This window comes from Tolumonas auensis DSM 9187, assembly GCF_000023065.1.
GTDB classification, from domain to species: Bacteria; Pseudomonadota; Gammaproteobacteria; order Enterobacterales; family Aeromonadaceae; genus Tolumonas; species Tolumonas auensis.
This window is the reverse complement of record NC_012691.1, coordinates 414,508-438,980: the sequence shown is the minus strand read 5'-3', so window position 1 is coordinate 438,980 and position 24,473 is coordinate 414,508. Positions and strand designations below refer to the sequence as shown.

The 24,473-nt window shown below is 51.7% G+C and carries 20 protein-coding genes and 1 riboswitch; of the genes, 14 read left to right on the top strand and 6 right to left on the bottom strand.

Translation table 11 applies throughout. From position 1 onward, the window contains the following. Positions 1-17 precede the first annotated feature (17 nt). Together TOLA_RS02020 and hldE are read right to left on the bottom strand one after the other, a co-directional pair. Positions 18-1,292 carry a ferredoxin reductase family protein gene (locus TOLA_RS02020; protein WP_012728613.1) on the bottom strand — a complete coding sequence of 425 codons (1,275 nt, stop codon included), beginning with the start codon at positions 1,290-1,292 and terminating at the stop codon, positions 18-20. A 120-nt stretch (positions 1,293-1,412) separates the two neighbouring features. Further along, positions 1,413-2,852 (bottom strand): bifunctional D-glycero-beta-D-manno-heptose-7-phosphate kinase/D-glycero-beta-D-manno-heptose 1-phosphate adenylyltransferase HldE, encoded by a 1,440-nt coding sequence (gene hldE / locus TOLA_RS02015; RefSeq protein WP_041609620.1) that lies wholly within the window; start codon positions 2,850-2,852, stop codon positions 1,413-1,415. 138 nt (positions 2,853-2,990) lie between these two features. On the opposite strand from hldE, the gene lpxL reads away from it, so the two are divergent. The 5 genes from lpxL to speA all read left to right on the top strand — a co-directional run bounded on the left by lpxL (position 2,991) and on the right by speA (position 8,998). Continuing rightward, positions 2,991-3,944, top strand: coding sequence for an LpxL/LpxP family Kdo(2)-lipid IV(A) lauroyl/palmitoleoyl acyltransferase (lpxL, locus tag TOLA_RS02010; protein ID WP_012728611.1), 954 nt, complete (start codon positions 2,991-2,993; stop codon positions 3,942-3,944). Positions 3,945-4,063: 119 nt separating this feature from the next. Continuing rightward, on the top strand, positions 4,064-4,798 hold the full coding sequence (locus TOLA_RS02005; RefSeq protein ID WP_012728610.1) for a carbonic anhydrase: 735 nt from the start codon (positions 4,064-4,066) through the stop codon (positions 4,796-4,798). 120 nt (positions 4,799-4,918) lie between these two features. Beyond that, complete coding sequence (gene nrdG, locus TOLA_RS02000; RefSeq protein WP_012728609.1) at positions 4,919-5,395, top strand: anaerobic ribonucleoside-triphosphate reductase-activating protein; 477 nt, start codon at positions 4,919-4,921, stop codon at positions 5,393-5,395. 63 nt (positions 5,396-5,458) lie between these two features. Next, on the top strand, positions 5,459-6,832 hold the full coding sequence (locus tag TOLA_RS01995; RefSeq protein WP_012728608.1) for an SLC13 family permease: 1,374 nt from the start codon (positions 5,459-5,461) through the stop codon (positions 6,830-6,832). Between the two features lie 258 nt (positions 6,833-7,090). Then, on the top strand, positions 7,091-8,998 hold the full coding sequence (speA, locus tag TOLA_RS01990) for a biosynthetic arginine decarboxylase (protein WP_012728607.1): 1,908 nt from the start codon (positions 7,091-7,093) through the stop codon (positions 8,996-8,998). 78 nt (positions 8,999-9,076) lie between these two features. Here the strand turns inward: speA and TOLA_RS01985 are convergent, their stop codons facing one another. Beyond that, on the bottom strand, positions 9,077-10,930 hold the full coding sequence (locus TOLA_RS01985; protein WP_012728606.1) for a TonB-dependent receptor domain-containing protein: 1,854 nt from the start codon (positions 10,928-10,930) through the stop codon (positions 9,077-9,079). Between the two features lie 53 nt (positions 10,931-10,983). Then, positions 10,984-11,177, bottom strand: a riboswitch (cobalamin riboswitch). Positions 11,178-11,322: 145 nt separating this feature from the next. Here TOLA_RS01985 and trmA point away from each other — a divergent pair. Further along, on the top strand, positions 11,323-12,426 hold the full coding sequence (gene trmA / locus TOLA_RS01980) for a tRNA (uridine(54)-C5)-methyltransferase TrmA (protein WP_012728605.1): 1,104 nt from the start codon (positions 11,323-11,325) through the stop codon (positions 12,424-12,426). 56 nt (positions 12,427-12,482) lie between these two features. Here trmA and TOLA_RS01975 read toward each other — a convergent pair whose 3' ends face one another. Both TOLA_RS01975 and TOLA_RS01970 read right to left on the bottom strand, forming a co-directional pair. Continuing rightward, the gene (locus TOLA_RS01975) at positions 12,483-12,914 is read right to left on the bottom strand and encodes an Hsp20/alpha crystallin family protein (protein WP_012728604.1); all 432 of its coding nucleotides are present in this window, start codon (positions 12,912-12,914) and stop codon (positions 12,483-12,485) included. 110 nt (positions 12,915-13,024) lie between these two features. Further along, complete coding sequence (locus TOLA_RS01970) at positions 13,025-13,648, bottom strand: LysE/ArgO family amino acid transporter (protein WP_012728603.1); 624 nt, start codon at positions 13,646-13,648, stop codon at positions 13,025-13,027. Between the two features lie 95 nt (positions 13,649-13,743). Between TOLA_RS01970 and TOLA_RS01965 the strand changes: the two genes are divergently transcribed. The 3 genes from TOLA_RS01965 (at position 13,744) to TOLA_RS01955 (ending at position 17,619) form a co-directional block, all read left to right on the top strand. After that, on the top strand, positions 13,744-14,646 hold the full coding sequence (locus TOLA_RS01965) for a LysR family transcriptional regulator ArgP (protein WP_012728602.1): 903 nt from the start codon (positions 13,744-13,746) through the stop codon (positions 14,644-14,646). Between the two features lie 106 nt (positions 14,647-14,752). Then, a complete protein-coding gene (locus TOLA_RS01960; protein WP_012728601.1) occupies positions 14,753-16,915 on the top strand; it encodes a PA5441 family protein in 2,163 nt (720 codons plus the stop codon). Then, entirely contained in the window at positions 16,915-17,619 is a 705-nt protein-coding gene (locus TOLA_RS01955) for a DUF3142 domain-containing protein (RefSeq protein ID WP_012728600.1), read from the top strand. Before TOLA_RS01960 ends, TOLA_RS01955 begins: the two co-directional genes overlap by 1 nt. Here TOLA_RS01955 and nudE read toward each other — a convergent pair. Beyond that, positions 17,616-18,206: an ADP compounds hydrolase NudE gene (nudE, locus tag TOLA_RS01950; RefSeq protein WP_012728599.1), complete on the bottom strand. Its 591-nt coding sequence runs from the start codon at positions 18,204-18,206 to the stop codon at positions 17,616-17,618. The two genes, TOLA_RS01955 and nudE, sit on opposite strands and share 4 nt — an antisense overlap. 185 nt (positions 18,207-18,391) lie before the next feature. Between nudE and gspC the strand changes: the two genes are divergently transcribed. The 5 genes from gspC (at position 18,392) to gspE (ending at position 24,472) form a co-directional block, all read left to right on the top strand. Then, entirely contained in the window at positions 18,392-19,240 is an 849-nt protein-coding gene (gene gspC / locus TOLA_RS01945; protein ID WP_012728598.1) for a type II secretion system protein GspC, read from the top strand. 298 nt (positions 19,241-19,538) lie between these two features. Continuing rightward, positions 19,539-20,543: a helix-turn-helix domain-containing protein gene (locus TOLA_RS01940; protein WP_012728597.1), complete on the top strand. Its 1,005-nt coding sequence runs from the start codon at positions 19,539-19,541 to the stop codon at positions 20,541-20,543. 196 nt (positions 20,544-20,739) lie between these two features. Next, positions 20,740-20,889 (top strand): hypothetical protein, encoded by a 150-nt coding sequence (locus TOLA_RS16755; RefSeq protein WP_171804897.1) that lies wholly within the window; start codon positions 20,740-20,742, stop codon positions 20,887-20,889. Positions 20,890-20,912: 23 nt separating this feature from the next. Beyond that, positions 20,913-22,970 carry a type II secretion system secretin GspD gene (gene gspD, locus TOLA_RS01935; RefSeq protein ID WP_012728596.1) on the top strand — a complete coding sequence of 686 codons (2,058 nt, stop codon included), beginning with the start codon at positions 20,913-20,915 and terminating at the stop codon, positions 22,968-22,970. Continuing rightward, complete coding sequence (gene gspE / locus TOLA_RS01930) at positions 22,970-24,472, top strand: type II secretion system ATPase GspE (protein ID WP_012728595.1); 1,503 nt, start codon at positions 22,970-22,972, stop codon at positions 24,470-24,472. The genes gspD and gspE overlap by 1 nt, the downstream gene beginning before the upstream one ends. The last annotated feature ends 1 nt before the right edge of the window (position 24,473 follow it).

Sequence of the window (24,473 nt, the reverse complement as noted above, 5' to 3'; positions counted from 1 at the left end):
CTGGCGGCTACCGTTCATCAACGGAAATCGAACTGTTCGTAATGCAGTTGCGAGGCAGGCACATGTTTTAACAGCATGTCCCGCATGCCTTTCGGACCGCAGAACCAGAGCCGGGTGTCTTCATCGATATCCAGACGGGATGGATCCAGAAAACCATCGGTCTCCCGATCGACGATCGTCACTTTGACGCCTGTCTGTTTGGATAACTGCTGCAGACGCTCGGCAAACAGGATCTCCTGCCGGTTGTTCACACAATAATAGAGATGGGCACCCGGCCGGTGATACCCTTCCGCTACCAGCCCTTCCAGCCAGGCAAGAAACGGCGTGATGCCAATACCACCGGCAATCCAGTACTCCTGGCCGCCCGATTCCGGCAGCACAAACCGGCCATACGGCCCTTCCACCGTGACTTCATCGCCCTCCTGCACTTGCCCGATCAGCTGGCGCGTATAATCACCTAATGCCTTGATAGCAAAAATAATACTGCCGTTCTGTACATCTTCCCGCACAATGGTAAAAGGATGCGAACCCTCCTCCTTATGCAACGTCAGCAAGGCAAACTGCCCCGGCAGATACTCATCCTGAAAATCTGTCGGCAGCACCACTTCCAGCTCCAGCACATTGCCATCATGCTCGCGGATCTCGATGATCTGTCCCGGATAACGTCGCGGCCGGCCAATCAGTCCGAAGAGACTCCACAATGCCGCCAGTGAACCCAGCACACCGGCGATAAGTGTCAGCAGACCAAACGGTGTCCAGCGGGTGGCATCAGGTAACAGATAAATACTGTGAAAGGCGGCCAGCAGAAACAGGACTGCCCCCACTTTGTGGATCTGACGGAAACGACCGTACGGCAGGACTTTAACCAGACTGACGATCATAAACAGGATCATGGCATAGAAGCAGTATTCCCCGACCTCTTTGGCTATGCCGCGCCAGACATCCGGCACATGGGCACCGGCAGGCCGCGGCCCCAGCTCAAGCAGGCCCCAGTCCACCAGCCAGCGGGGGGATTTCGTCAGCAGCCAGTGCAGCAGCACCATGGAGCCGGCCGTGATCCCGCTCCACTTATGCAACTGATAGAGATGATCCAGCCCGCCTAACCGCTGTTCCAGCCAGGCCGGACGGGTCGCCATCAGCATTAAGGCACCCATCAGGGCAAGAGCAAGAATACCGGTTAACTGAACACCCTGATTACGCCAGAACAGGAAGCCTTGCTGCATCGCATCCAAAGGCAGTGTCAGTCCCCAGCAAGAGAGAGAAATGAGAAGAAGTAAAAAGAGATAACGCATGACAAGACGTCCGTAGGAAATGGATATCCTGAAGTAAAACAAAGAGTCGTAGCAAAGCTGTGCCACAAGTGTGACAAAATGCAACACCCTGCTCCGTATGGAACAGGATGCTGATACGGATTATTTACATTCCCGCTCGATGATGGTTTTCACGATATTGCTGGTGGAACAGCCGTCTTCAAAATGCAGCACCCGCACTTCGCCACCATTGGCGGTCACTTCGGCATAACCGGCAATATCCTGCGGCTGATAGTCACCACCTTTCACCAGCAGATCCGGAAGGATCCCGGCGATCACACGCTGCGGGGTGTCTTCAGTAAACGGCACCACCCAGTCGACCGAATCCAGCGCGGCTAACACCGCCATACGTTGATCTTCCGGTACGATCGGACGTTTTTCGCCTTTCAGGCGACGCACAGAGGCATCGTCATTCACAGCAACAATCAGACGATCACCCAGTTTATGGGCGGCTTTCAGGTAAGAAACATGACCGGCATGCAGAATGTCAAAACAGCCGTTGGTCATGACGATTTTCTCGCCGCGACGGCGCGCCGCCAGCACGGCGGTTTTCAGTTCGGCTTCGTTCATGACACCGAATGCCTGTTCCACACTACTGTGTTCATGCAGTGCCTGCGCCAGTTCCTGCGGGCTCACAGTGGAAGTCCCCAGTTTCGCAACCACCACGCCGGCGGCACAATTTGCAATCGCACAAGCTTCTTCCAGCGATTTACCGGCCGACAGCGCCGTTGCCAGTGCACCGACCACGGTATCCCCGGCACCGGTCACATCGAATACCTCACGGGCCTGAGTACGCAGTGCCAGTACCGCACCACCGCGGCGTACCAGTAACATGCCGTTTTCGGAACGGGTCACCAGCAAGGCTTCCAGATCCAGCTCGTTCAGCAGATTTTTGGCTTTTTCGATCAAGTCTTCTTCGTTTTTCACTTTGCCGACGATGGTTTCAAACTCCAGCATGTTGGGTTTGATTAACGTCGCACCGCGGTATTTTTCAAAGCTGTCACCTTTCGGATCGATCAGTACCGGTACCTTGTGTTTGCGCGCCAGCGCAATGATGTCACGCACACAGGTCAGTGCACCTTTGGCATAATCCGACAGGATCAGTACATCAAAATCCGGCAGGGCAGCATCCAGTTTCGCCAGTAATGGCGCCGGATCTGCTGCTGCGAAAGAGTCTTCGAAATCCAGGCGGATCAGTTGCTGATTGCCACTGAGAATGCGCAGTTTGGTGATGGTTGGCAATTCCGCAACCTTGACCAGATCATAAGAGACCTTATGGCTAGCCAGCTTCGCTTCGAGACAATCGGCTGCTTCATCCTGACCGACAAACCCCAGCAAAGTGGTTTTACCGCCCAATGCTGCCACGTTTAACGCCACGTTGGCCGCGCCACCCGGACGATCTTCGTTCTTTTCAACCTTGACGACCGGCACCGGCGCCTCAGGGGAAATCCGGCGGGTCGGGCCACTCCAGTAGCGATCCAGCATAATGTCGCCGACCACCAGCACGCGGGCAGCAGAAAAATCAGGTAAGGTAATGCGCATAGTCATAGTGTTCACTCAATACTGACTTGAATGCGGCGCAGTTTATCACAGGCCAAACAGCTATTCGCCACCCTGACTACCATTTGCTAAACTGGCAGGGTTTTTATCTTCTTCTAACCTACTCTCTGGTCATCTGCTATGCGCGCAACACAGTTACCTGATACCGCTCCTCGTCTGACTGCCGGTCTGTTTCATCCACGCTACTGGCCACAATGGTTCGGACACGCAGTGCTGTGGCTTATCGTACAACTGCCTTATCCGGTGCTGATGCAACTGGGTGCTGCCTTAGGCTGGCTAACCATGAAGATCCTGCCGCGCCGGGTCCGGATCGCACGCACCAATCTGCAACTGGCCTTCCCGGAATGGGACGAGGAAACCAGAGAACAGCAAATCAGAGAGAATTTTGCCAATGTTGGCCGGGCTATCTTTGAAACCGGCATCGCCTGGTTCTGGCCGGATCGCCGGATCCGTAAGATCATGCAGGTGGTGGGAGCGGAACATGTCGAACAGGCGGTGGCCAATAAACAGGGCATGCTGCTGTTATCCGCGCATTTTATGACGCTGGAACTGAATGCCCGCATGTTCGGCTTACTGCGTCCGGGCGTCGGTGTGTATCGTCCGAACACCAATCCGGTGCTGGAATACGCGCAATATCATGGTCGCTGCAAGAGCAATAAATATCTGGTCAACCGTGACGATGTGAAAGGGATGATCAAAACCCTGCGGCAGGGAGAAGCGCTCTGGTACGCCCCCGATCATGACTATGGGCCGCATGCCAGTGTCTTTGTGCCGTTTCTGGGGGTCAGTGATGCCGCGACGATTACCGGCACCGCCACACTGGCCCGGGTAAAAAATACCGTGGTCCTGCCCTGCTACAACATCCGCCTGCCACAAGGTGGTTATCAGCTGATCATTGAACCACCGCTGCAGAACTACCCGACCGGCGATGATATTGCCGACGCCACCCGCAGCAATCAGGTTCTGGAAGCGGCCGTACGTAAAGCACCGGCGCAATATATGTGGCTGCACCGGCGCTTCAAATCACGCCCGGACGGCACCAAATTCCGATATAACCCCGGCGAGCAACGCTGAAAAAGTATCGCTTGAGTACATTTAGTTACAAAACCACATAGTAACTAGGGTTATACTGCAGCGCCCTCCGGGGCGCTTTTTGTTGGCCATTCGAGATAAATCAATTCGGGATCCATACAATGAAAAAGAATTTGTTTTGTGCAGCCATGCTGCTTACCTCCTTCTCTGCATTCACCGCTGAACAGCATGCCCACTGGGGCTACAGTGGTGAAACCGGCCCTGAAAACTGGGCAAAACTGACACCGGAATTCGGTGCCTGCGCCGGTAAAAACCAGACGCCGGTTAACCTGGACGGCTTTATCAAGGCAGAACTGAAACCACTGAAATTCAACTATAAAGCAGGTGGCAGCCAGATCCTGAACAACGGTCATACCGTTCAGGTCGTTTATGACGCCGGCAGTAATGTCGTGATTGATGGCGTGGAATACGCGCTGAAACAGTTCCACTTCCATGCGCCGAGTGAAAACCAGATCAAAGGTGAATCCTACCCGCTGGAAGGTCACTTCGTACATGCGGACAAGGATGGCAATCTGGCTGTCGTTACCGTGATGTTTAAAGAAGGTCATGCCAACGAAGCGCTGGAAAGCTTGTGGACACACATGCCAGCCAAAGAAGGTGACAAAATCGCGTTGTCTCCGGCAAACAATGCGCTGAAGTTTTTCCCTAAAGACCACGCCTACTATCGTTTCAACGGTTCACTGACTACCCCACCCTGCACCGAAGGTGTTCGCTGGATTGTCATGAAGAAACCAGTCTTTGTTTCGAAAGCACAGATTGACGCCTTTAAAAAGGTCATGGTGCACGCAAACAATCGTCCGCTGCAGCCAATCAATGCCCGCGAGATCCTGGGTTAAGTGATCCGGACACGCCCCTCCGACTGAAGGGGCGTTTGCTTTATCCCTGCGTTTGCTGCTTTGATTTTTCTTTTCCTGCCGAGTATGGTGTCAGCATTAATTACCGCTCAGGAGCCCGCGATGTTTTATCACCAGTATTACCCGATTGATGTGGTAAATGGCCCGGGCACCCGTTGTACGCTGTTTGTCTCCGGCTGCGAACATCAGTGCCGTGGCTGTTATAACCAGTCCACCTGGCGCACCGATTCCGGCCATCCGTTTACTCAGGAAATGGCCGACCGCATCATCGCCGATCTGAATGACACCAAAATCAAACGCCGTGGCATCACCTTCTCCGGCGGCGATCCGCTGCATCCGGCGAATCAGGCCGATGTACTGGCTCTGGTAAAACGCATCCGTGCGGAATGTCCCGGTAAAGATATCTGGATGTGGACCGGTTATCTGCTCGCCGAACTCACCCCCGACCAACAGGAAATCACCGCACTGATTGACGTGCTGGTTGATGGCAAATTTGTACAGGAGCTGGCAGACCCTTCCCTGGTCTGGCGTGGCAGCAGCAATCAGGTGATCCACTATCTGCGCCAACCCGCGGAATAATCTCCGTTCGTTACCACCTCAACTACACTAAGAGATAAAACATCCCATGATGTTGAGGTGTGTATGTCTGATGACACATCCACTACCGGTATTTTCAAGTCACAATACAAACCGCTGATCCTGCTGCTGGATATAGCGCTGCTGCTGATCCTGCTGAACTGGCTGCCGTTTGAACCCCAGATAAATAAGGGTTTATCGCTGTTCCTGTTTATTGCGGTGTTATGGCTGAGCGAGGCGATCCATGTCACCGTCACCGCCCTGCTGGTACCGATCATGGCCGTATTGCTCGGGATCTTCGGGCTGCAACCGGCGATCAGTCATTTTGCCAATCCGACTATTTATCTGTTTTTCGGGGGTTTTGCGCTGGCGGCCGCCTTACATAAACAACAGTTGGATCAATTTCTGGCGCAGCAGATCCTGGTGCTGGCCAAAGGACGATTACAGACTGCAGTGGGGTTGCTGTTCGGGATCACGGCACTGCTCTCAATGTGGATCAGTAACACCGCCACCGCAGCGATGATGTTGCCGCTGGCAATGGGTATTGCGGTGCAGTTGGATCAGGAAAAAGATCGCAGCACCCGGACCTTCATTCTGCTCGGGATGGCTTACAGTGCCAGTATCGGTGGCATCGGTACGCTGGTGGGCAGTCCGCCGAATGTCATCGCCGCCGCGCAGGCTCATATTACCTTTCTGCAATGGCTGGTCTTTGGTATTCCGATCGTGTTGATCCTGATGCCCTGTGCCATGGCAGCGCTCTATCTGGTTTTGCGTCCGCAATTAAACCAGCAATGCGCGATGCAGCAGATGGATTTTGTCTGGACCCGACAGCATAAACTGACACTGGTTATCTTCTCCTGTACGGTATTAGCCTGGATCAGCTCACAGCAACTCTCCGTCTGGCTGGGAGGCATTGATCAGCTGGATACCCTGATTGCACTGGTGGCGGCAGTGATGATTTGTATTACCGGTGTTGCCAGCTGGCGCGATGTGGAACGGCAGACGGAATGGGGCGTTCTGATGCTGTTCGGGGGCGGACTGACTTTATCTGCCGTCTTGAAAGAGACCGGCACCAGTCTGTTTATGGCGCAGCAGATCACCGCGTGGTTCAGCCATGCCCATCCGCTTCTGCTGCTACTGGCAATTGCCGCGTTTGTCGTTTTCCTGACCGAACTGGCGTCGAACACCGCCACTGCCGCACTGATGGTGCCGCTGTTTGCCAGTGTCGCCACGAATATGGGCATGTCAGTCAGCATTATGTCGATCATGATCGCAGTCTCTGCCTCCTGTGCCTTTATGCTACCTGTTGCCACACCACCGAACGCCATTGTCTATGCCAGTGGTTATGTGCCGCAGCGGGATATGATCCGGGTTGGCTTTGTACTGAACATTATGTGTACGATCCTGCTGGCATTGTTCGCTTATTACGGTGGGATCTGACGCAATCCGGTAAGTTTTTTTTGCATGAATATGGGCGTTGTATGTCCTGATCCGCGTTTTTATTCACACTGGATCACTGCATAGTCAAAGGTACTCAAAAGAGGATTTATATGACTATAAAAAAATGTTTATCGCCAGAGTAATACGCATAAAATACGCCGCGATCAGAAGGGCGCATCAGGGATACTGCCATGCTGCTGACACGAACGCGCCTGATACTGCACTGTGATTATTGTTGATTTGAACTAAGGAAATGCCATGGCAAACTGGTCCTGTCAGGACGCCCTGAAGATGTATAACGTCCCTTATTGGGGCGCGGGCTTTTTCAATATTGATGCACTGGGCCGTGTCGTTGTGACACCGGATAAAACCCGGCTGGATTGCAAGATAGCCTTAGTCGATATCATCGAACAGTTACGCAAACAGGGGTATGCCACACCGGTATTACTGCGTTTCCCGGATATTATTAAAACCCGGATCAATGCGCTGTTTGGTGCCTTTGAGCAGGCGATCCAAAGTTATGGCTACAAAGGCCGTTATCAGTGCGTTTATCCGATTAAAGTAAACCAGCAGAATCAGGTCATTGAATCGGTGACCCGTGCTTTTGCCGATAAACCGGCACTGGGTCTGGAAGCAGGTTCCAAACCGGAACTGCTGGCCGTGCTGTCACATCACCATGATCTGGGTTCAGTGATTGTCTGTAACGGTTATAAAGATCGTGAATATGTCCGTCATGCCCTGCTCGGCTCACTGCTGGGTCACCACGTCTATATCGTGGTGGAAAAACCGTCAGAGCTGGAGCTGATCCTGGATGAAGCGGCACGCCTGAATATCACCCCTCGTATCGGGGTGCGGGCCCGCCTGGCATCACAGGGTTCCGGTAAATGGCAGGCCAGTGGCGGTGAAAAATCCAAGTTCGGTCTGAATGCCGCCCAGATCCTGCGACTGGTCGAACGTCTGCGTGAAGCCGATAAACTGGATTGTCTGCAACTGGTGCATTTCCACCTGGGTTCACAGATTGCCAATATCCGCGATATTCAGGGCGGGATCCGTGAATGCGGTCGTTTCTATGCGGAACTGCGCCATCTGGGCGCCAACATCGAAGTCGTCGACGTCGGTGGCGGACTGGGTGTGGATTACGAAGGTTCCCGTTCGCAGAGCCACTGCTCGGCCAACTACAACCTGCGCGAATATGCCAACAACGTCGTGTGGGGCATCGGCGATGTCTGCGCAGAATTCGACCTGCCACATCCGATGATCATCAGTGAGTCCGGGCGCGCCATTACGGCACACCATGCGGTACTGATCTCCAATATCGTCGGCATGGAAAGTCAGTTACCGACTTCTCTGCCGGATGCACCGGATGCCGAAGCGCCGATGCTGCTGCAGAACATGTGGGATAGCTGGAAAGAGCTGCATGAGAAAGAAGATCCGGGCCTGCTGGAAATCTTCCACGACTCCGTTTCTGATCTGGCGGACGTGCACACGCAATACACGCTGGGCATGTTGTCCTTACACCAACGTGCCTGGGCAGAAGATCTGCACCTGAATCTCTGCCTGAAACTGAAGGTAATGCTGGATCCGGTTAACCGCATGCATCGTAATCTGCAGGATGAACTGAACGAGAAGCTGGCAGACAAATGCTTTGTTAACTTCTCCCTGTTCCAGTCACTGCCGGATGCCTGGGGGATTGACCAGATCTTCCCGATCATGCCACTGAGTGGTCTGGATCAGCAGCCAACCCGTCGTGGTGTGATCATGGATATCACCTGCGATTCGGATGGCATGATTAAAGAGTATGTCGATGGTGTGGGTATCGAAAATTCGCTGCCAATGCCTGAAATGCGCAACGATGAAACCAACTATATGGGCTTCTTCCTGGTCGGCGCTTATCAGGAGATCCTCGGCGATCTGCATAACCTGTTCGGCGATACCCACAGTGCGGAAGTGTGCCTGAACGATAACGGCGAACCGGTGATCACCAATATCATCAAGGGTGATAACGTGGATAACCTGCTGCGTTACGTCAATATCGACACGTCAGTGATCCGTCGTGATTACCAGAAGCTGGTCGCACACCCGTCACTTAGTGAAGAAACTCGTAAAGCATTGCTGGAAGAACTGGAAGCCGGTCTGCAGGGTTACGCCTATCTCGAAGACGAGTAACTTTTTCTCTCTCTCATAAACAAAAGGGTTCGCCACAAAGCGAACCCTTTTTATTTGCAGGTCACTCAGCAGCAGCGATTACAACTGGTAGCTGAAATCGACATAGTAACTGCGTTCCGGTGTGGCATAACCGGAAGCCAGGGCATAATCCTTATCGAACAGATTATCGATCCGGCCACCGATGCGCAGTTGCGGTAATACATGATAACCGGCAGCCGCATTCCACAGCGCATACGGTGCTAAACGGGTGGAACTGTCATAACGTTCGCTCTGGTACTGACCGGTCAGCGACGCATCCCACTTGTCCCAGTTCGCCATGCCCGTCCACTTATAGTTACGTTTTGCCCGGCGCGACAGTACGGTACCGTCTTCCAGATCACGCGCATTTTTGAAATCCGCACTGAGCTTATGCGTTAACCAACCGGTGGCAAATTCTGCTTCCAGTTCAATGCCTTTGATCCGTGCCCGGCCTACGTTACCCGGATACCAGTAACCACTGCTGTCCGGCGCCCATTCGATCATATCCTCAAGATCGTTACGGTATGCAGTCACACGCCATAACACTTCCTGTGTCGTCCCTTCCAATGCAATTTCGCTGTTTTTGGAGGTTTCCGGTTTCAAATCCGGCGAGACCGAATACGGGGTATACAGATCATTAAAGGTTGGCGCCCGGAAGGCGGTGCCATAGCGCGCGCTCAGACGATATTCCGGCAGGAAGTTCCAGCCCAGACCCGCCTGCCAGGTATTATGCCGGCCATACTGCTGGTTATCATCGGTACGGCCACTCAGTTCACCCAGCCACTGTTCCCAGCGATATTGCGATAACGCATACACACTCACGTTATTACGGTTTTTATCTTCATCAAAAAATGCGCTGCCGGAAGATTGTGAATCGGAGTGCAGTACGTCACGGCGTAAATCGACACCCGCGCCCACAGTCCAGGGATCCGTGATCTGATAGTTATTCAGCCAGCTCAGCTGATACTGACTGGTTTTATAGACTGAACTCGCTTCATCACGGGAAATCGTATCCGGGTAATAATACATGTCGTTATTGATCAGACTGGTATTCAGTTCCGTCTGATAACGATCTTTTTGGTATTTAGTGCCTAACTGATAGTGGGTATTTTCTTCCCAGGTCTCATCACGTTCATGCTGGCTGTAATCCCCATAACTATAGGAACCGTCACTTTGCATCGTGTTGCGCGTCCAGTGCATTGCACCATACACGTTCACTTCATCCGTCAGCTGATTCTGGTAATCCAGCATGGCATTACGCCCCAGGAAACCATGCTCATCACCGTCATTGACACCTTCCACCGGATGAACGTTGTACCCATCTTCCGTTTCATAACCGGCAGCCAGTTTCAGATGTTGCTGCTGATTGATATCAAAGGAAGTACTGCCGTTCAGATTCTGATAATCACGGGAACCGGCGCTGCCATTCAGCGTATGTTTGGTCTGCCCTGCCGTGCCGCGGGTGATAATATTGATCACACCACCAATTGCATCAGAACCATAAACTGATGCCCGCGCACCACGCACAAACTCAACACGTTCAACCTGATTTAATGGAATACTACTGAAATCGGTAGCGCCATTGGTGGCGCTGTTGATGCGAACGCCATCCATCAGGACCAGCGTTTCCGCTGACGTGGCGCCACGGACAATCACAGATGCCTGCTGTCCACGACCACCATTGGAAACCATTTCCACACCGGGTAATGTTTTCACGACATCGGCCAGTGAGCGGGCATGTAATTGTTCGATATCTTTGCGGGTAATAATGTTTACCGGCGCCAGTACAGAGGCAGTGGGTTCAGCAAAGCGTGTCGCCGTTACCGTGATCGGCAGGCCGGTGGATTCTTCGGCGTGTGTTGGCGCAGCAATAGCCAGCGCCGACAGCACAGAGGCAGTCAGTCGTTTTGACATTTGGGCAATCCCTAGTTCGCGTAGTGGTCCCTGTTTACCATATCGGATGATATGACTCAGATTTTGCTCTGGCAGGTCTTCGGGCTCAGGGGCTGATTCATTCCTACGGCGACGGCTTCCCGCCGGATGGCAGTGCCTGAGTTTTCACTCATTCGCTTTCGTTCCCCATTACCGCTGCGCGCCAGCTCCGGATTCACACCGGATTCCCTTTTAAGCAGGTTATTGCGCCAGAGAGTCGCGGATTATAGAGAGCACATAAGAGGCTGTATAGCGGGATTTCACCTCCATCCCACCAGCTCGCTTATCATGTTGCCGAAAACTTAAGCATAAAACTGGACAACCTCGCACAACTGCATACAATTTCCGGCCTTCCAGCAGTGACGGAGTACAACATGACAAACGCAGTCCATTCAGATGCCCTCTACCAGCAACAATTGCATGAAAAACAGCAGCGTCTGACGCAATTGCTGGCCCCGTTTCAGGCTCCTGAACCGGAAGTGTTTGCCTCCGCACCAAGTCATTACCGTATGCGTGCCGAATTCCGCATCTGGCATGAAGGCGTTGATGAGCTTTACTACGTCATGTTCAACAGCGAAACCAAACAGCGTTACTACGTGCATGAGTTTCCGACCGGCAGCCAGCTGATCAATCGCCTGATGCCGCGACTGCTGGAGCTGATCCGGGGCAATCACACGCTGAAATATAAGCTCTTCCAGATCGACTTTCTGACCACCCTGAGTGGCGAAGCGCTGATCAGCCTGCTCTATCACAAGACGCTGAACGAGGCATGGCAACCTGCCGCAACTGAACTGCGTCAGGCGTTGCGCGCTGAATTCGGTGAAGTGGATGTGGTGGGACGCGCGCACAAACAAAAAATCGTGCTGGAACGGGAATATGTGCTGGAACAGCTGCAAGTCGGCGATCGCACGCTTGAATACATGCAAGTAGAGAACAGTTTTACCCAGCCCAATGCCGGAATGAATCAGCAGATGCTGGGCTGGGCTACCGATGTTACCGCTGATTGTCAGGGTGATCTGCTGGAACTTTACTGTGGTAACGGCAACTTCTCGCTGGCGCTGGCGAAAAACTTTAACCGCGTACTGGCCACTGAAATAGCCAAACCGTCAGTGCATGCCGCACAGCATAATATTGCGGTAAACAAGATCGATAACGTACAGATCCTGCGGATGTCAGCAGAAGAGTTTACGCAGGCCATGAATGGCGAACGCGAATTTAACCGCCTGAAAGGGATCGATCTGCAAAGCTATCAGTGCAACACCATTCTGGTGGATCCACCACGCGCCGGACTGGATCCGGCCACAGTCGCCATGATCCAGGCTTATGAACAGATCCTTTATATCTCCTGCAATCCGGAAACGCTGTGCGATAACCTGAAAACCCTCTGCCAGACGCACAACATCGCCCGTTGTGCGCTGTTCGACCAGTTCCCGTTCACCCATCATATGGAATCGGGTGTCTGGCTGGTACGTAAATAACAGACAAAACAAAACGGCATGCCGGTTAATCCTGCATGCCGCTCATTTTCCACCGGTTAGTGAATTTCAATTTCAAGTGGCTTATCACCTGTCGGTGTACTCTTCATCATGTGCACATATAACATGCCATTACTGAAGTTCGCACTGATGTTTTCCGCTTTAACATCATCCGGTAACGTGAAACTGCGGCTGAAACTACCATAGTAACGTTCGATGCGATGGTGTTTTTCATCGCTCTTTTCCATCTTGCGTTCGCCGGTAATCGTCAGCATACCGTGGTTAATTTGCAGCTTAACGGCTTCACGTGGGATTTCCGGAATTTCGACTTTGAGCTGATACTCTTTGTCATCTTCCACAATATCCACAGCGGGCACCCATTCACTGCCAACCATAGATTCCCGACTCAAAGACGGAGTCAGAAAAGAACGCTGATAATTGTGGAAAATATCGTCAAGATCACGGAATGGGTTCCATTTTTCGAGACGCATATAAACCTCCTTACGGCGCAGGTGGATCAATAAATAACGATCACGCCTATCATTAGTATAGGTCTATCTGCTTAAATTTCAGCCAATACGGGAGGTCTTTTTTGTACCGATTACACCAGCGATGCGGCATGGCGTAACAATCCGAATGCAAGCAGCCACATCAGTAATCCGACGCCAGTATCAATACATTGCTGTACCCGTACCCGCTGTAATTGCGGTGCCAGCCAGCTCGCCAGCAAGGCCAGCCCAAAGAACCAGCACAGCGAGGCCGAAATACTGCCCAGTGCAAAACTGAGTTGCTGTTCGCGCGGATATTGTCCGGCCACCGCGCCCTGGATCATCACCGTATCCAGATAGACATGCGGATTCAGCAGCGTTACCGCCAGCGTCATTGTCACCGCCTGTATCCGGCTCATCCCGCCCTTTTGTTCCAGTGTTTGTGCCATTGCCCGCCAGGCCCGCTGCAGACTCGACCAGCCATAGCGCAGCAGGAATGCGGCACCGCCCAGCGTCAGCAGCAACTGCAGTAGCAGTGACTGCGCAATCACCTTTCCGGCACCACCCACACCCAGTGCAATCAGAAACGCATCGGCCAGAAAACAGAGCCCGGCCACCAGCATGGCATGATTGCGCCGGATACCCCGCTCCAGCACAAACGCGTTCTGTGCACCAATCGGGATAATCAGACTGGCGCCGACCAGCATCCCCTGCAGATAAATAGCACCGTTTAACATTAATTTTTCCGTTATTTATTCTTCACTGGCAGCAGCATAAGAAAGCACTAGAATTAAGTAAAATTCATGATTCTTATAGAAGATAAGAAAAATTAATGAACCATCTCGACTATAAATTACTGCAGGCACTGGATGTCGTGTTGCGGGAGCAGAGTTTTGAACGTGCCGCGCAGCAACTGCATCTCACGCAATCGGCCGTATCACAGCGCATCAAACAGCTGGAATTGCTGGTCGCACAGCCGGTGCTGATCCGCTCGCAACCATTACAACTCACCGCCATGGGACAACTGCTGCTGACCCATTACCAACAGGTGCAACAGCTGGAGCGGGAACTGTTACCGCATCTGTCACCCAGCGCACCGGCCAAACCGCTTCCGGTCACCATAGCGACCAATGCCGATAGCCTGGCAACCTGGCTGATCCCGGCGCTGACGCCACTGCTGCAACCCGGTTTAATCGAACTGAATCTACTGATTGAGGACGAAAACCGCACTATCGATCGGCTGCGTCGCGGCGAAGCTTTCGGTGCCATCACCACGCAGCAAGAACCGCTACCGGGGTGCCAGTCTGATCTGCTGGGGTATATGGATTATGTGCTGACCGCGTCACCGGGTTTTATCCGGCAATATTTCCCGGACGGGCTGACGGAACAGGCACTGCGCAAAGCACCAGGCGTTGCCTTTGATCAGCGGGATGATATGCATGTCAGCTTTGTGGAAAAACACTTTGGCTTACCGCCGGGCAGCTACCCCTGCCACACAGTACGTTCGTCGGAAGCGTTTGTCGCTCTGGCCAAAGCCGGAGCCGCCTATTGCCTGATCCCGAAACTGCAGATCACAACCGAACTGGCCCGCGGCGAACTGGTCGAACTGATGCCGGAAACTCCCCTATTGCAACGCGGTCTCTACTGGCAGCGCTGGGTTCTGGAACGGGGCATCTACCGGCAGATTTCACAGAATCTGCTAATCTGGAGTAGTCAGGTTTTACCCCGGCAATGAATATGTACCTGATTTATCGGCCAGTATTTGTATTGCGGAACTGGTATCCGGCATCCGATTGTCTGATAATCAGGCAATCAGGCCGACACACAATCAAGGATGAGATATGCATTGGCGTCACATCATCACCGGCGGAGTCATCTTATCAGCCTTATTCCAGTGGCCTGCACAAGCCTGCAGTGATGACAGTTGTTATCCGACGTGGGATCTGAAAAAAGACCTCCTTGATACCTGCAACAATACCCCGTTTCTTTCCCCCGCCAACGACAGCCGGATCAATCTGCAGTTATTACTGGCTGACCACAGCCATCAGCCCCTGACCGTTCCCACTGCAGATGATTATTACAAAGAACAAGGCTATGCCCTGGTGCCTTTCCCGGTGGATCTGGCGGATAGCACGGAGACCCCGGCCAGCGATGCATCACCACTGGTCACGCTCGCGGTACAGATGGGGGTCAGCAGTGACACGGCCTCCGGCTTGTTAGCACAAAGTACTATCTGGGAAGGTAGCCGCTGTGCATCCAATAACCAGCAGACTGCATTGCGCTATTTACAGCAACTGGTTCAGGCCGGTGATATCCCGGCAGAAGAACGCCGGCAGCTGGCGACAAGTCGTTTAGCTATTCTGCAAAGCTGTGCCGCTGATCCGGAGCAGCAGGCCGGTTTATTACCCGACAATATTCAGTCTGAATCCGGTCAGTTATTTGCCAACTATCTGCAAGGAGCGCTGGCGTTTTATAACGGCGATTTTACCCGGTCGATTGCGGCATTTAATGTACTCAGCCAGTCCTCACAGCCATGGCTGAAAGAAACCGCGATTTATATGCAAGGGCGGGTATTTCTGAATGCAGCGCAACAGAATGCGTTTGATGACATAGGTTACCCCAGTAACGATAAAATCGATCTGGCCGCATTGCAGGCGGCAGAATCGGCGTTTAACCGTTACCTGACGGCATATCCGCAAGGGCAGTACAGCGCCTCAGCAACAGGTTTACTGCGTCGCGTATATTGGTTAATGAACGATCAGAAACGGCTGGCGCAGGCCTACGCTTACTGGTTCGGACATCCGCTCAGCGAAGCGAATATCACCAGTAATCAGCTGGTGCAGGAGATCGATAACAAACTGCTGTTATCTTTCAGTGATACCGGCAGCATTGATGATCCGCATCTGCTGGCGATCATTGATCTGATGCTGATGCGTCAGCGCAGCAGTGATGACAGCCGGCCGCCATTTACTCTGACACAGCTGCAGGCACAACAGAGCCGCTTTGCCCGGCAGCCGGAACTTTATACCTATCTGCTGGGTGCTTACGCGCTGTATGTCGAAAAAGATGCGGATAAAACACTGACCATTCTGCCGGAATCATCTGCTGAGGAAATACCGGATTATCTGGGCTTCAGCCAGCAAACCCTGCGGGGATTCGCACTGGAAATGCAGGAGCAGTGGAGCCAAGCAGAGCAGTTATGGTTAAAAATGCTCCAACAGGTCACCCAACCAGTACAACGGCAACAGCTGGAGCTGTCATTGGCGATGAATTACGAACGCAGCCAGAAGCTTGAACAGGTCTTTGCGTCCAACTCACCGATCAAAACGCCGATGATACGCGAGATCCTGCTGCGTAATGTCGCTGCGCCGGTGTTATTACGCCAGCAGATCTCCCGCCCGCTCTCGGCACAGGAACATGATGTCGCCCTGTTTACGTTGTTATACAAAGATCTGACGCGCAGCATGTATGCTGATTTTCTTAAAGACATCAACCTGTTACCGGAAAAGGTCAGTACAGCCCCCCTGTTTATGGGCTTCACCTATAACACGCAGCAGGCACTGGCACTGTTCCAGTGGGATGGCAAAAATGCCACCGAATATCAGTGTCCGGCATTAAGCGCTGTCGTACAGACACTGCAGGATGACAGTAGCAATCCGCGCGCACTGAACTGTCTGGGTGAGTTTATCTTCCGCCATGGTCTGGATGACTTCCCGCTGAATAACCAACCTGAAAGCAATGAGTTAGGCGGCACAGAAAGCCACTTTACCGGCAAACTGTTCTCGCGCCTGGATGGCTATCAGCAAGTGATTGCCAGTCAACAGGCTGCCCGCGAGGATAAAGCCTATGCCCTCTACCGCGCCGTGAACTGTTTTGCGCCAAGTGGTTATAACAGCTGCGGTACTCAGGACATCCCGATTGCACAGCGCAAACAGTGGTTCTACACCCTGAAATCGCAATTCGGTGATACCAGCTGGGCGCAGCAACTTAAATATTACTGGTGATGGCAAAATTACGGCTGTGCATGATCCTGCTGGCAGGAATAACGCTCCTGCCGGCTCAGGCCAGAGTCAATGCGGAAGATCATCATGCTTTCTGGCTGTGGAGTGCCGTCCGTCCGCAACCGGTACTGGCGCAGGCAGAATCCATCTATATCCTGCAGGGACAAATCAGTGAGCGTCGTGGACAAACCCGGTTTATTCCGCAAGGCATTGCCACGCCACGGCTGCGCCACGGGCAGATCTGGCTCGCCTACCGGGTGGAAACACTGCAGTGGTCAGAATCCATTTACCAGAGCATTGCACAACAGATTATCCGCTGGAAAACACAGGGCAACCCGGTAACGGGTATTCAGATTGATTTTGATGCCCGCACGCTGCAAATGCAGCAATACATCACCTTTTTGCAGGAGCTGCGCCGACGGTTACCGGCACCATACGCGCTGAGTATTACCGGCCTGCTCGACTGGAGTAATCACACTTCACCTGCGCTGGTTAACCAGCTGGCCGGCATCGTCGATGAAGTCGTCGTACAAACCTATCAGGGGCGGACAACCATCAGCAACTATGCCGACTATCTGCCACGGCTGGCCCAGCTGCGCATTCCGTTTAAAGTCGGCCTGGTACAGCATGGTGACTGGCAGGCGCCGGACTATCTGGAACAAGCCGCCTTTTTCCGCGGCTATGTCGTATTTCTGCTCAACAATTAAGCCGGATGGTCAGATAAAACACCATCTTTGACCTGACGTAACAGCAACAGCAACGCCGCCACACTGCGTGCTTCATGAAATTGCGGATGTTCCAGCAACGCTTCGGCATCTTTCAGGGGCCAGGGAATCACTTCCAGTGGCTCCGGCTCATCGCCGGTTAATTGCTGCGGGAACAGATCTTCTGCCAGAAAAATCCCCATCCGGGCATTCATAAAGCCGGGCGCCAGCGAAACCTGCTTCAAAAACGTCAACTGGCGGGCCGCCATGCCGATCTCTTCCTGCAGTTCACGGTTAGCCGCTTCGGCATCCGTTTCTCCCATATCGACCAGACCTTTGGGAAAGCCGATTTCATAGGAATGGGTACCGGCCGCATATTCCCGGATCAGCATCAATGTGTCTTTATTCAGTACCGGTACTATCATTACTGCATGCCGGTTACCACCGGGAATGCGTTCATAAACCCGTTCCTCACCATTGCTGAAACGTAACTGTAAAGCTTCAACCCGGAACAGACGACTCTGCGCCACAACATCGCGTTGTAAGATTTCCGGTAAAGCACGTTCTGGCTTAACTGGCTTCTCTGACATGAAAATCACATGATGTTAAAAAACAGTAACAACAGTATATCTTCCCCCGTCAGTACTGTCTTTGCTGATATTCTGTGATTTCGGTGATGATTTATGCATCTATTCCCGCAAACAGTTGTATCGGGAGATATCACATAGCAAAATGATTTTTTCCGGCATGGGCATAACGATAAAGAGAACAACACATGCAGTTACTGACAATCCAAAACTGGTGTCTGAGTGAAAACGGGCTCAGCGCGCTGCGTCGCGCCGCAGTATTACTATTACTGGTTGGCTGCAGTTATCAGCTGGCACGGCTGAGCTGGCAGTTATTACCCGCGTCTCAGACCACCGCTCCCGCATCAGTCAGCACCAATATCCCGGCAACTCCCGGCGACCAGCAAGAGAGTCAGCAACGACTCGCTGCCATCCGTGAAGCAGCGCTGTTTGGTATCGACGTTCAGCCACAGGACCGCGGTACAACAGCGGCGCCCAAAAGCCGCTTAAATGCACAGCTGACCGGCATTATGGCCAGCAACATCGCCAGTCGCTCTATCGCTATCATTGCCCGTAACGGCCAGCAGCAGAGTTATGCTATCGGCGATGTCATTCAGGGTACCGATGCCCGCATTACCGAAATCTTTCCGGATCGCATCATCATCACCCGGCAACAGCAGGATGAAGCCTTATTTCTGGATGAAAATGCAGCAACGGCACCGCCGGCTGCCGCGCCCGCCCCAGGTAACATCACGGGTTTACGCCAGCAAATAATGAAAAACCCCGCTCAATTGCAGGATTACCTGAGCATCACGCCGGTAATGGAAAATAACCAGCTTCAGGGTTACCGGTTAAATCCGGGGCGTAACCCGGAAATATTTGGTCAGTCAGGTTTGCAGGCAAATGATTTGGCGATCAGTATCAACGGTCTTGATCTGCGCGACAAAGGTGATGCGGTACAGGCCATGCAGCAGTTGGCTCACCAGGCAGAAATGAATATCACCGTGCTCCGCAACGGCGCTGAACAGGATATTTATATTAATCTCGCTCAGCCATAATAAATGCAATCGCCGTCACCTGCTTAAATGCTGCTCCGATTATGCTGCTTCGCAGAAAATAAAAACCTTGAAGGGTCGTAAGACCCTTTTCAGCGACAGTCTGTGGTTTGCAGTTATTAATTATTGTTTGATTTGACATTTGGGTGCATATTTTTGCAATTCGGTGCACACTTATAAAAACATGACGCAGACGACAATTTTACATTTGCTTACATAGACAACTGTTAATTATATAGACGCCGCATTAAGCAAAACATAGCATCCAGATACCGATTCAGTATAAACGTAGTTTACAATCATGAATAAAAGCGTTTCTAATTTATTAGCAAAAAAGATGTTAACTCATTTGGGCTCTAAAGGATTAGATACGGATCGTATTTGTAAAGCGTGTAATATACTACCAACAGACATAACAAATCCTGGCGGAAGAATAATAGCTGCCAAGCATTATAAACTGCTGACAGAGACGATTCCGTATTTGGATTTTAACGAAAGAGTATTCAGTCAAAACCTCAGTTCACTTTATGATGACTACCCTGAGTTAATTGGATATTGTCTGAACTCAAGAAATCCGTTTGATGCAATCCATGCATACAGCAAATACAGAACCATCATTGGTAATTGCGACTCTTTTATCATCACTGAAACTGACGATAAGATGAGCATCGAGTATATCAATGAAGGCTCAAAAATATTAGGCTCATCACAGGCCATATTTAATTTTTCTTCAATCCTTAAAATAATGAAGAAATACGAAGAAAACTATTCTATTAAGATATCCCTGACGGATGGCATTGGAAAGAATTCGCCTCTGGAAGATTTTTTTGGTACCCGTTGCCAATGGAACGAAAAGAAAAACATATTAGAAATAAACAAAACAAAAACTGAAATGGCATATGAAAAATACAATTCAACGCTGGCTGACTTCCAGAAAGAAAAATTAGATAAAAAAATATCAGAACTGTCTGAAAATATCGGCTTTGCCAGTATTGTAAGCCGAATAGTACTGAATACGCTTCATAACAAAGAAAGCAGTGACGATGAGAATATTCTGGATAGTATTTGTTATAAATTAAATATGAGCCGATGGACTCTCAACAGACACCTGCATCTTGAAGGCGTCAACTTTCAATCCATATTGAAAGAAATAAGAATGAAAGAAGCTTGCCGCTTATTAAAAGAGAGTCATCTGACTTTACAGGAAATTAGTGAGATCATTGGCTTTTCATCTCAAAGTACTTTTACTCGTTTCTTTAAAGGTCAGTTTGATGTTAATCCTTCAAATTTCAGGAAAAATAACTAAATCATCAGTTGATATGGCTATTTCAAAAAATCAGTTTCGGCTATGATGAGAACCTATAAAAAAGAGATTTTGAGATCCAAACGAGATGGCAATCATGCCATTGTCTGCCAGAAGAAAGAGCCGGTGCAGAAGCTATCGGTTAAATACGGCGCGTCATCCGGAAAAATGTGACCCGTCAGACTTGCAGGCAAGCGATTTGGCTATCAATATCAAAGGAATGAATCTGCGCGAAAACAGCAAAACAGCGCAGACAATGCAGCAACTGGCCCATCAGGCAGAAAGGGATATCACAGCAGGGCACAACGGTGCTGAACAGGGTATCCATCTCAGTCTGGTACAACCATAAGCACGCGGAGTTATAAATTTAACATGAAACAATTTCTCAAACGCAGTCTGGTCATTGGTTGTCTGTGCACCCAGCTCGGAATATCGCCTGCATTGGCTGCTGAATACTCCGCCAGTTTCAAAGGGACTGATATTCAGGAATTTATTAACACCGTTGGGAAAAACCTGGGGAAGACCATCATTGTCGACCCAAGTGTGCGCGGCACTATCAATGTACGCAGCTATGATCTGCTGAATGAAGAACAGTATTATCAGTTCTTCCTGAGTGTGCTCGACGTTTACGGGTTTGCCGTCGTACCGATGCCGAACGGTATCCTGAAGGTCGTCAAGGCACAAAATGCCAAAACCTCCTCCATTCCGGTTGCTGATGAAACCCGTACCGGCAGCGGTGATGAAATGGTGACCCGTGTAGTTCCGGTCCGCAACGTATCTGTGCGTGAACTGGCACCGTTACTCCGTCAGCTCAATGACAACGCCGGTGGCGGTAATGTCGTGCATTATGAACCATCGAATGTCTTACTGCTGACCGGCCGCGCCGCCGTGGTCAACCGGCTGGTCGAAATCGTGCGCCGGGTCGACAAAGTCGGTGATGAGAACGTCGATGTTATTAAACTCAAATACGCCTCTGCCGGTGAAATGGTGCGCTTGATTACCGCGCTGACCAAAAATGATAAAAATGCACTGACCAATGTTTTAACCCCGAAAGTAGTGGCTGATGAACGCACCAATGCCGTCGTGATCAGTGGTGAAAATCAGGGGCGTCAACGCATAGTAACCATGATCCGCCAGCTGGATCGCGAACAGCAGACACAGGGCAATACCCGGGTTTTCTATCTGAAATATGCCAACGCGAAGAATCTGGTGGAAGTGCTGAGTGGTACCAGTAAAACCATCCAGAACGAAAAAAACAGCGCTTCCGGTTCAATGACGGCGACAGGCAATACAGCTGATTCTGCTTCCAGTTCCGGTTCCGGTTCCAGCAGTAGTGGTTATAACGGTAAAGATCTCAGTATTGTCGCGGATGAACAGACCAACGCGCTGGTCATCACTGCACAACCAGATGTGATGCAGGAACTGGAACGTATCATTGCCAAACTTGATATCCGCCGGGCGCAGGTACTGGTGGAAGCGATCATTGTCGAAATACAGGATGGCGATACCCTTAACTTTGGTGTGCAATGGGCGAATACCAATGGCGGCGGTACACAATTTACGGCCACAGGTTTGCCTACAACCACCGTCGCGAATGCGGCAAATGAATGGCGTAATGATGGCGAACTTTCCAGTACGTCAACGGCCGCGCTCAGCAGCTTTAACGGTTTAGTCGCCGGCTTCTATGAAGGTAACTGGGCGGGTCTGGTGACCGCGCTTTCCAGCAACACCAAGAGCAATATTCTGGCGACGCCGAGTATTGTTACGCTGGATAACAAAGAAGCAGCGTTCAATGTCGGTCAGGAAGTGCCGGTAGTGACCGGCAGTCAGTCCAGTACCGCAGGGAGTGTTTACAGTACCGTAGAACGCAAAACCGTCGGTACCAAACTCAAGGTAACCCCGCAAATCAACGAGGGTGATTCTGTGTTGCTGGAGGTTGAACAGGAAGTATCCAGTGTCGCCTCCTCCTCCTCGACGGATTCGTCTTCATCCAGTAGTAACAGCTCGCTGGGATCGACATTCAACACCCGTACCGTCAAAAACTCTGTTTTAGTAAAAAGTGGCGAAACCGTGGTGCTCGGGGGATTACTCAGCAACAACACCTCCGAATCGGTGTATAAGGTGCCCCTGCTGGGTGATATCCCGATCCTGGGTTACCTGTTCCGCTATAACGGCACATCAACCACCAAACAAAATCTGATGGTCTTTATTCATCCGACCATTTTGCGTGATCCGGTAACCTATACCGGTGTTTCCAGCAGTAAATACAACCTGTTCCGGGCTGAACAGATTGCACAGGATGAAGACGCAGATAGTTTATCACTGCCCGTAAATCGCCCGGTACTGCCGGCTTATGGCACAGAAACTACGTTGTCACCGAAAATGAAAGCGTTACTGGAACAGCAAGGTCAGGCAGGGAGTTTGCAGTAATGCCTCAGGAGTCCACGGCAACCGTGATTGAACACGAGCAACCCGTTCGTCTGAATTTTTCCTTTGCCCGCGATCATGGCGTCTTGCTGCAATGGCAACAGGCTGAACCCGTCCTGTTTTGCCGGACCGGCGTCAGTGCGCAGACGCTGCAGGAGATCCGTCGTTTGCTGCGCCGGCCTTTTCGGTTGCACTGGCTGGATGCCGATGCCTTTGAACAGCAACTGACCGATGATTATCAGCGTGACTCCTCCGAAGCACGCCAGCTGATGGAAGATATCGGCAACGAAGTGGATTTTTTCACTCTGGCCGAAGAGCTGCCGACCAGTGAGGATCTGCTGGATGCTGACGATGATGCCCCCATTATCCGTTTGATTAACGCCATGCTGAGTGAAGCCATCAAATCGGAAGCGTCGGATATTCATATTGAGACGTTTGAAAAACACCTCATCATCCGTTTCCGCATTGACGGTGTCCTGCGTGAAATTCTGCGTCCGCAACGCAAACTGGCTTCACTGCTGGTATCCCGCATTAAGGTAATGGCCAAACTGGATATCGCTGAAAAACGGGTACCACAGGATGGTCGTATCGGCCTGCGTATCGGCGGCCGCGCCGTCGATGTGCGTGTATCTACCATGCCTTCCAGCTACGGTGAACGCGTAGTGCTGCGTTTGCTGGATAAAAACAACGTCCGGCTGGAACTGAAACAGCTTGGTATGACGGATGCGAACCGCGCGCATATCGCCGATTTGATCCAGAAACCCCACGGTATCATTCTGGTCACTGGTCCGACTGGTTCCGGTAAATCCACTACGCTGTATGCTGCACTGTCGGAAATCAACACCAAGGATCGCAACATCCTGACGGTAGAAGATCCTATCGAATACGATCTGGAAGGCGTTGGTCAGACGCAGGTTAACCCCAAAGTCGACATGACGTTTGCCCGCGGGTTACGCGCAATTTTACGTCAGGATCCGGATGTCGTCATGGTGGGTGAGATCCGGGATGTGGAAACAGCACAGATCGCCGTCCAGGCCTCATTAACCGGCCATCTGGTGCTCTCTACACTGCATACGAATACCGCAATTGGTGCGATCACCCGTCTGCAGGATATGGGCGTGGAACCCTTCCTGCTTTCCACCTCCCTGCTGGCCGTATTGGCACAGCGTCTGGTGCGTACTCTTTGCCCGGTCTGTAAACAACCACAATTGCTGAGTGAAGAAGAACGTCAGCGCTACGAATTACCGGTCGGCGTCACGCATCTGTTTAAAGCCGGCGGCTGTGATGCCTGTAACTTTACCGGTTACAGAGGGCGTACCGGTATTTATGAGCTGCTGATCGTTGATGAAAAAGTCCGTGAAGCCATCCATGCCGGTGCCGGGGAATTTGCAATTGAGCATCTGATCCGATCACACACTCCCAGCATCCGGGCCGATGGTCTGCAGAAAGTCCTGAACGGGGAAACCACGCTGGAAGAAGTCATGCGTGTAACACGGGAGGATTAAC

Excerpts from the sequence above, each read along its gene's own strand:
- TOLA_RS02020 (WP_012728613.1), bottom strand. The coding sequence starts at position 1,292 with ATGCGTTATCTCTTTTTACTTCTTCTCATTTCTCTCTCTTGCTGGGGA.
- hldE (WP_041609620.1), bottom strand. The coding sequence starts at position 2,852 with ATGCGCATTACCTTACCTGATTTTTCTGCTGCCCGCGTGCTGGTGGTC.
- lpxL (WP_012728611.1), top strand. The coding sequence starts at position 2,991 with ATGCGCGCAACACAGTTACCTGATACCGCTCCTCGTCTGACTGCCGGT.
- TOLA_RS02005 (WP_012728610.1), top strand. The coding sequence starts at position 4,064 with ATGAAAAAGAATTTGTTTTGTGCAGCCATGCTGCTTACCTCCTTCTCT.
- nrdG (WP_012728609.1), top strand. The coding sequence starts at position 4,919 with ATGTTTTATCACCAGTATTACCCGATTGATGTGGTAAATGGCCCGGGC.
- TOLA_RS01995 (WP_012728608.1), top strand. The coding sequence starts at position 5,459 with ATGTCTGATGACACATCCACTACCGGTATTTTCAAGTCACAATACAAA.
- speA (WP_012728607.1), top strand. The coding sequence starts at position 7,091 with ATGGCAAACTGGTCCTGTCAGGACGCCCTGAAGATGTATAACGTCCCT.
- TOLA_RS01985 (WP_012728606.1), bottom strand. The coding sequence starts at position 10,930 with ATGTCAAAACGACTGACTGCCTCTGTGCTGTCGGCGCTGGCTATTGCT.
- trmA (WP_012728605.1), top strand. The coding sequence starts at position 11,323 with ATGACAAACGCAGTCCATTCAGATGCCCTCTACCAGCAACAATTGCAT.
- TOLA_RS01975 (WP_012728604.1), bottom strand. The coding sequence starts at position 12,914 with ATGCGTCTCGAAAAATGGAACCCATTCCGTGATCTTGACGATATTTTC.
- TOLA_RS01970 (WP_012728603.1), bottom strand. The coding sequence starts at position 13,648 with ATGTTAAACGGTGCTATTTATCTGCAGGGGATGCTGGTCGGCGCCAGT.
- TOLA_RS01965 (WP_012728602.1), top strand. The coding sequence starts at position 13,744 with ATGAACCATCTCGACTATAAATTACTGCAGGCACTGGATGTCGTGTTG.
- TOLA_RS01960 (WP_012728601.1), top strand. The coding sequence starts at position 14,753 with ATGCATTGGCGTCACATCATCACCGGCGGAGTCATCTTATCAGCCTTA.
- TOLA_RS01955 (WP_012728600.1), top strand. The coding sequence starts at position 16,915 with ATGGCAAAATTACGGCTGTGCATGATCCTGCTGGCAGGAATAACGCTC.
- nudE (WP_012728599.1), bottom strand. The coding sequence starts at position 18,206 with ATGTCAGAGAAGCCAGTTAAGCCAGAACGTGCTTTACCGGAAATCTTA.
- gspC (WP_012728598.1), top strand. The coding sequence starts at position 18,392 with ATGCAGTTACTGACAATCCAAAACTGGTGTCTGAGTGAAAACGGGCTC.
- TOLA_RS01940 (WP_012728597.1), top strand. The coding sequence starts at position 19,539 with ATGAATAAAAGCGTTTCTAATTTATTAGCAAAAAAGATGTTAACTCAT.
- gspD (WP_012728596.1), top strand. The coding sequence starts at position 20,913 with ATGAAACAATTTCTCAAACGCAGTCTGGTCATTGGTTGTCTGTGCACC.
- gspE (WP_012728595.1), top strand. The coding sequence starts at position 22,970 with ATGCCTCAGGAGTCCACGGCAACCGTGATTGAACACGAGCAACCCGTT.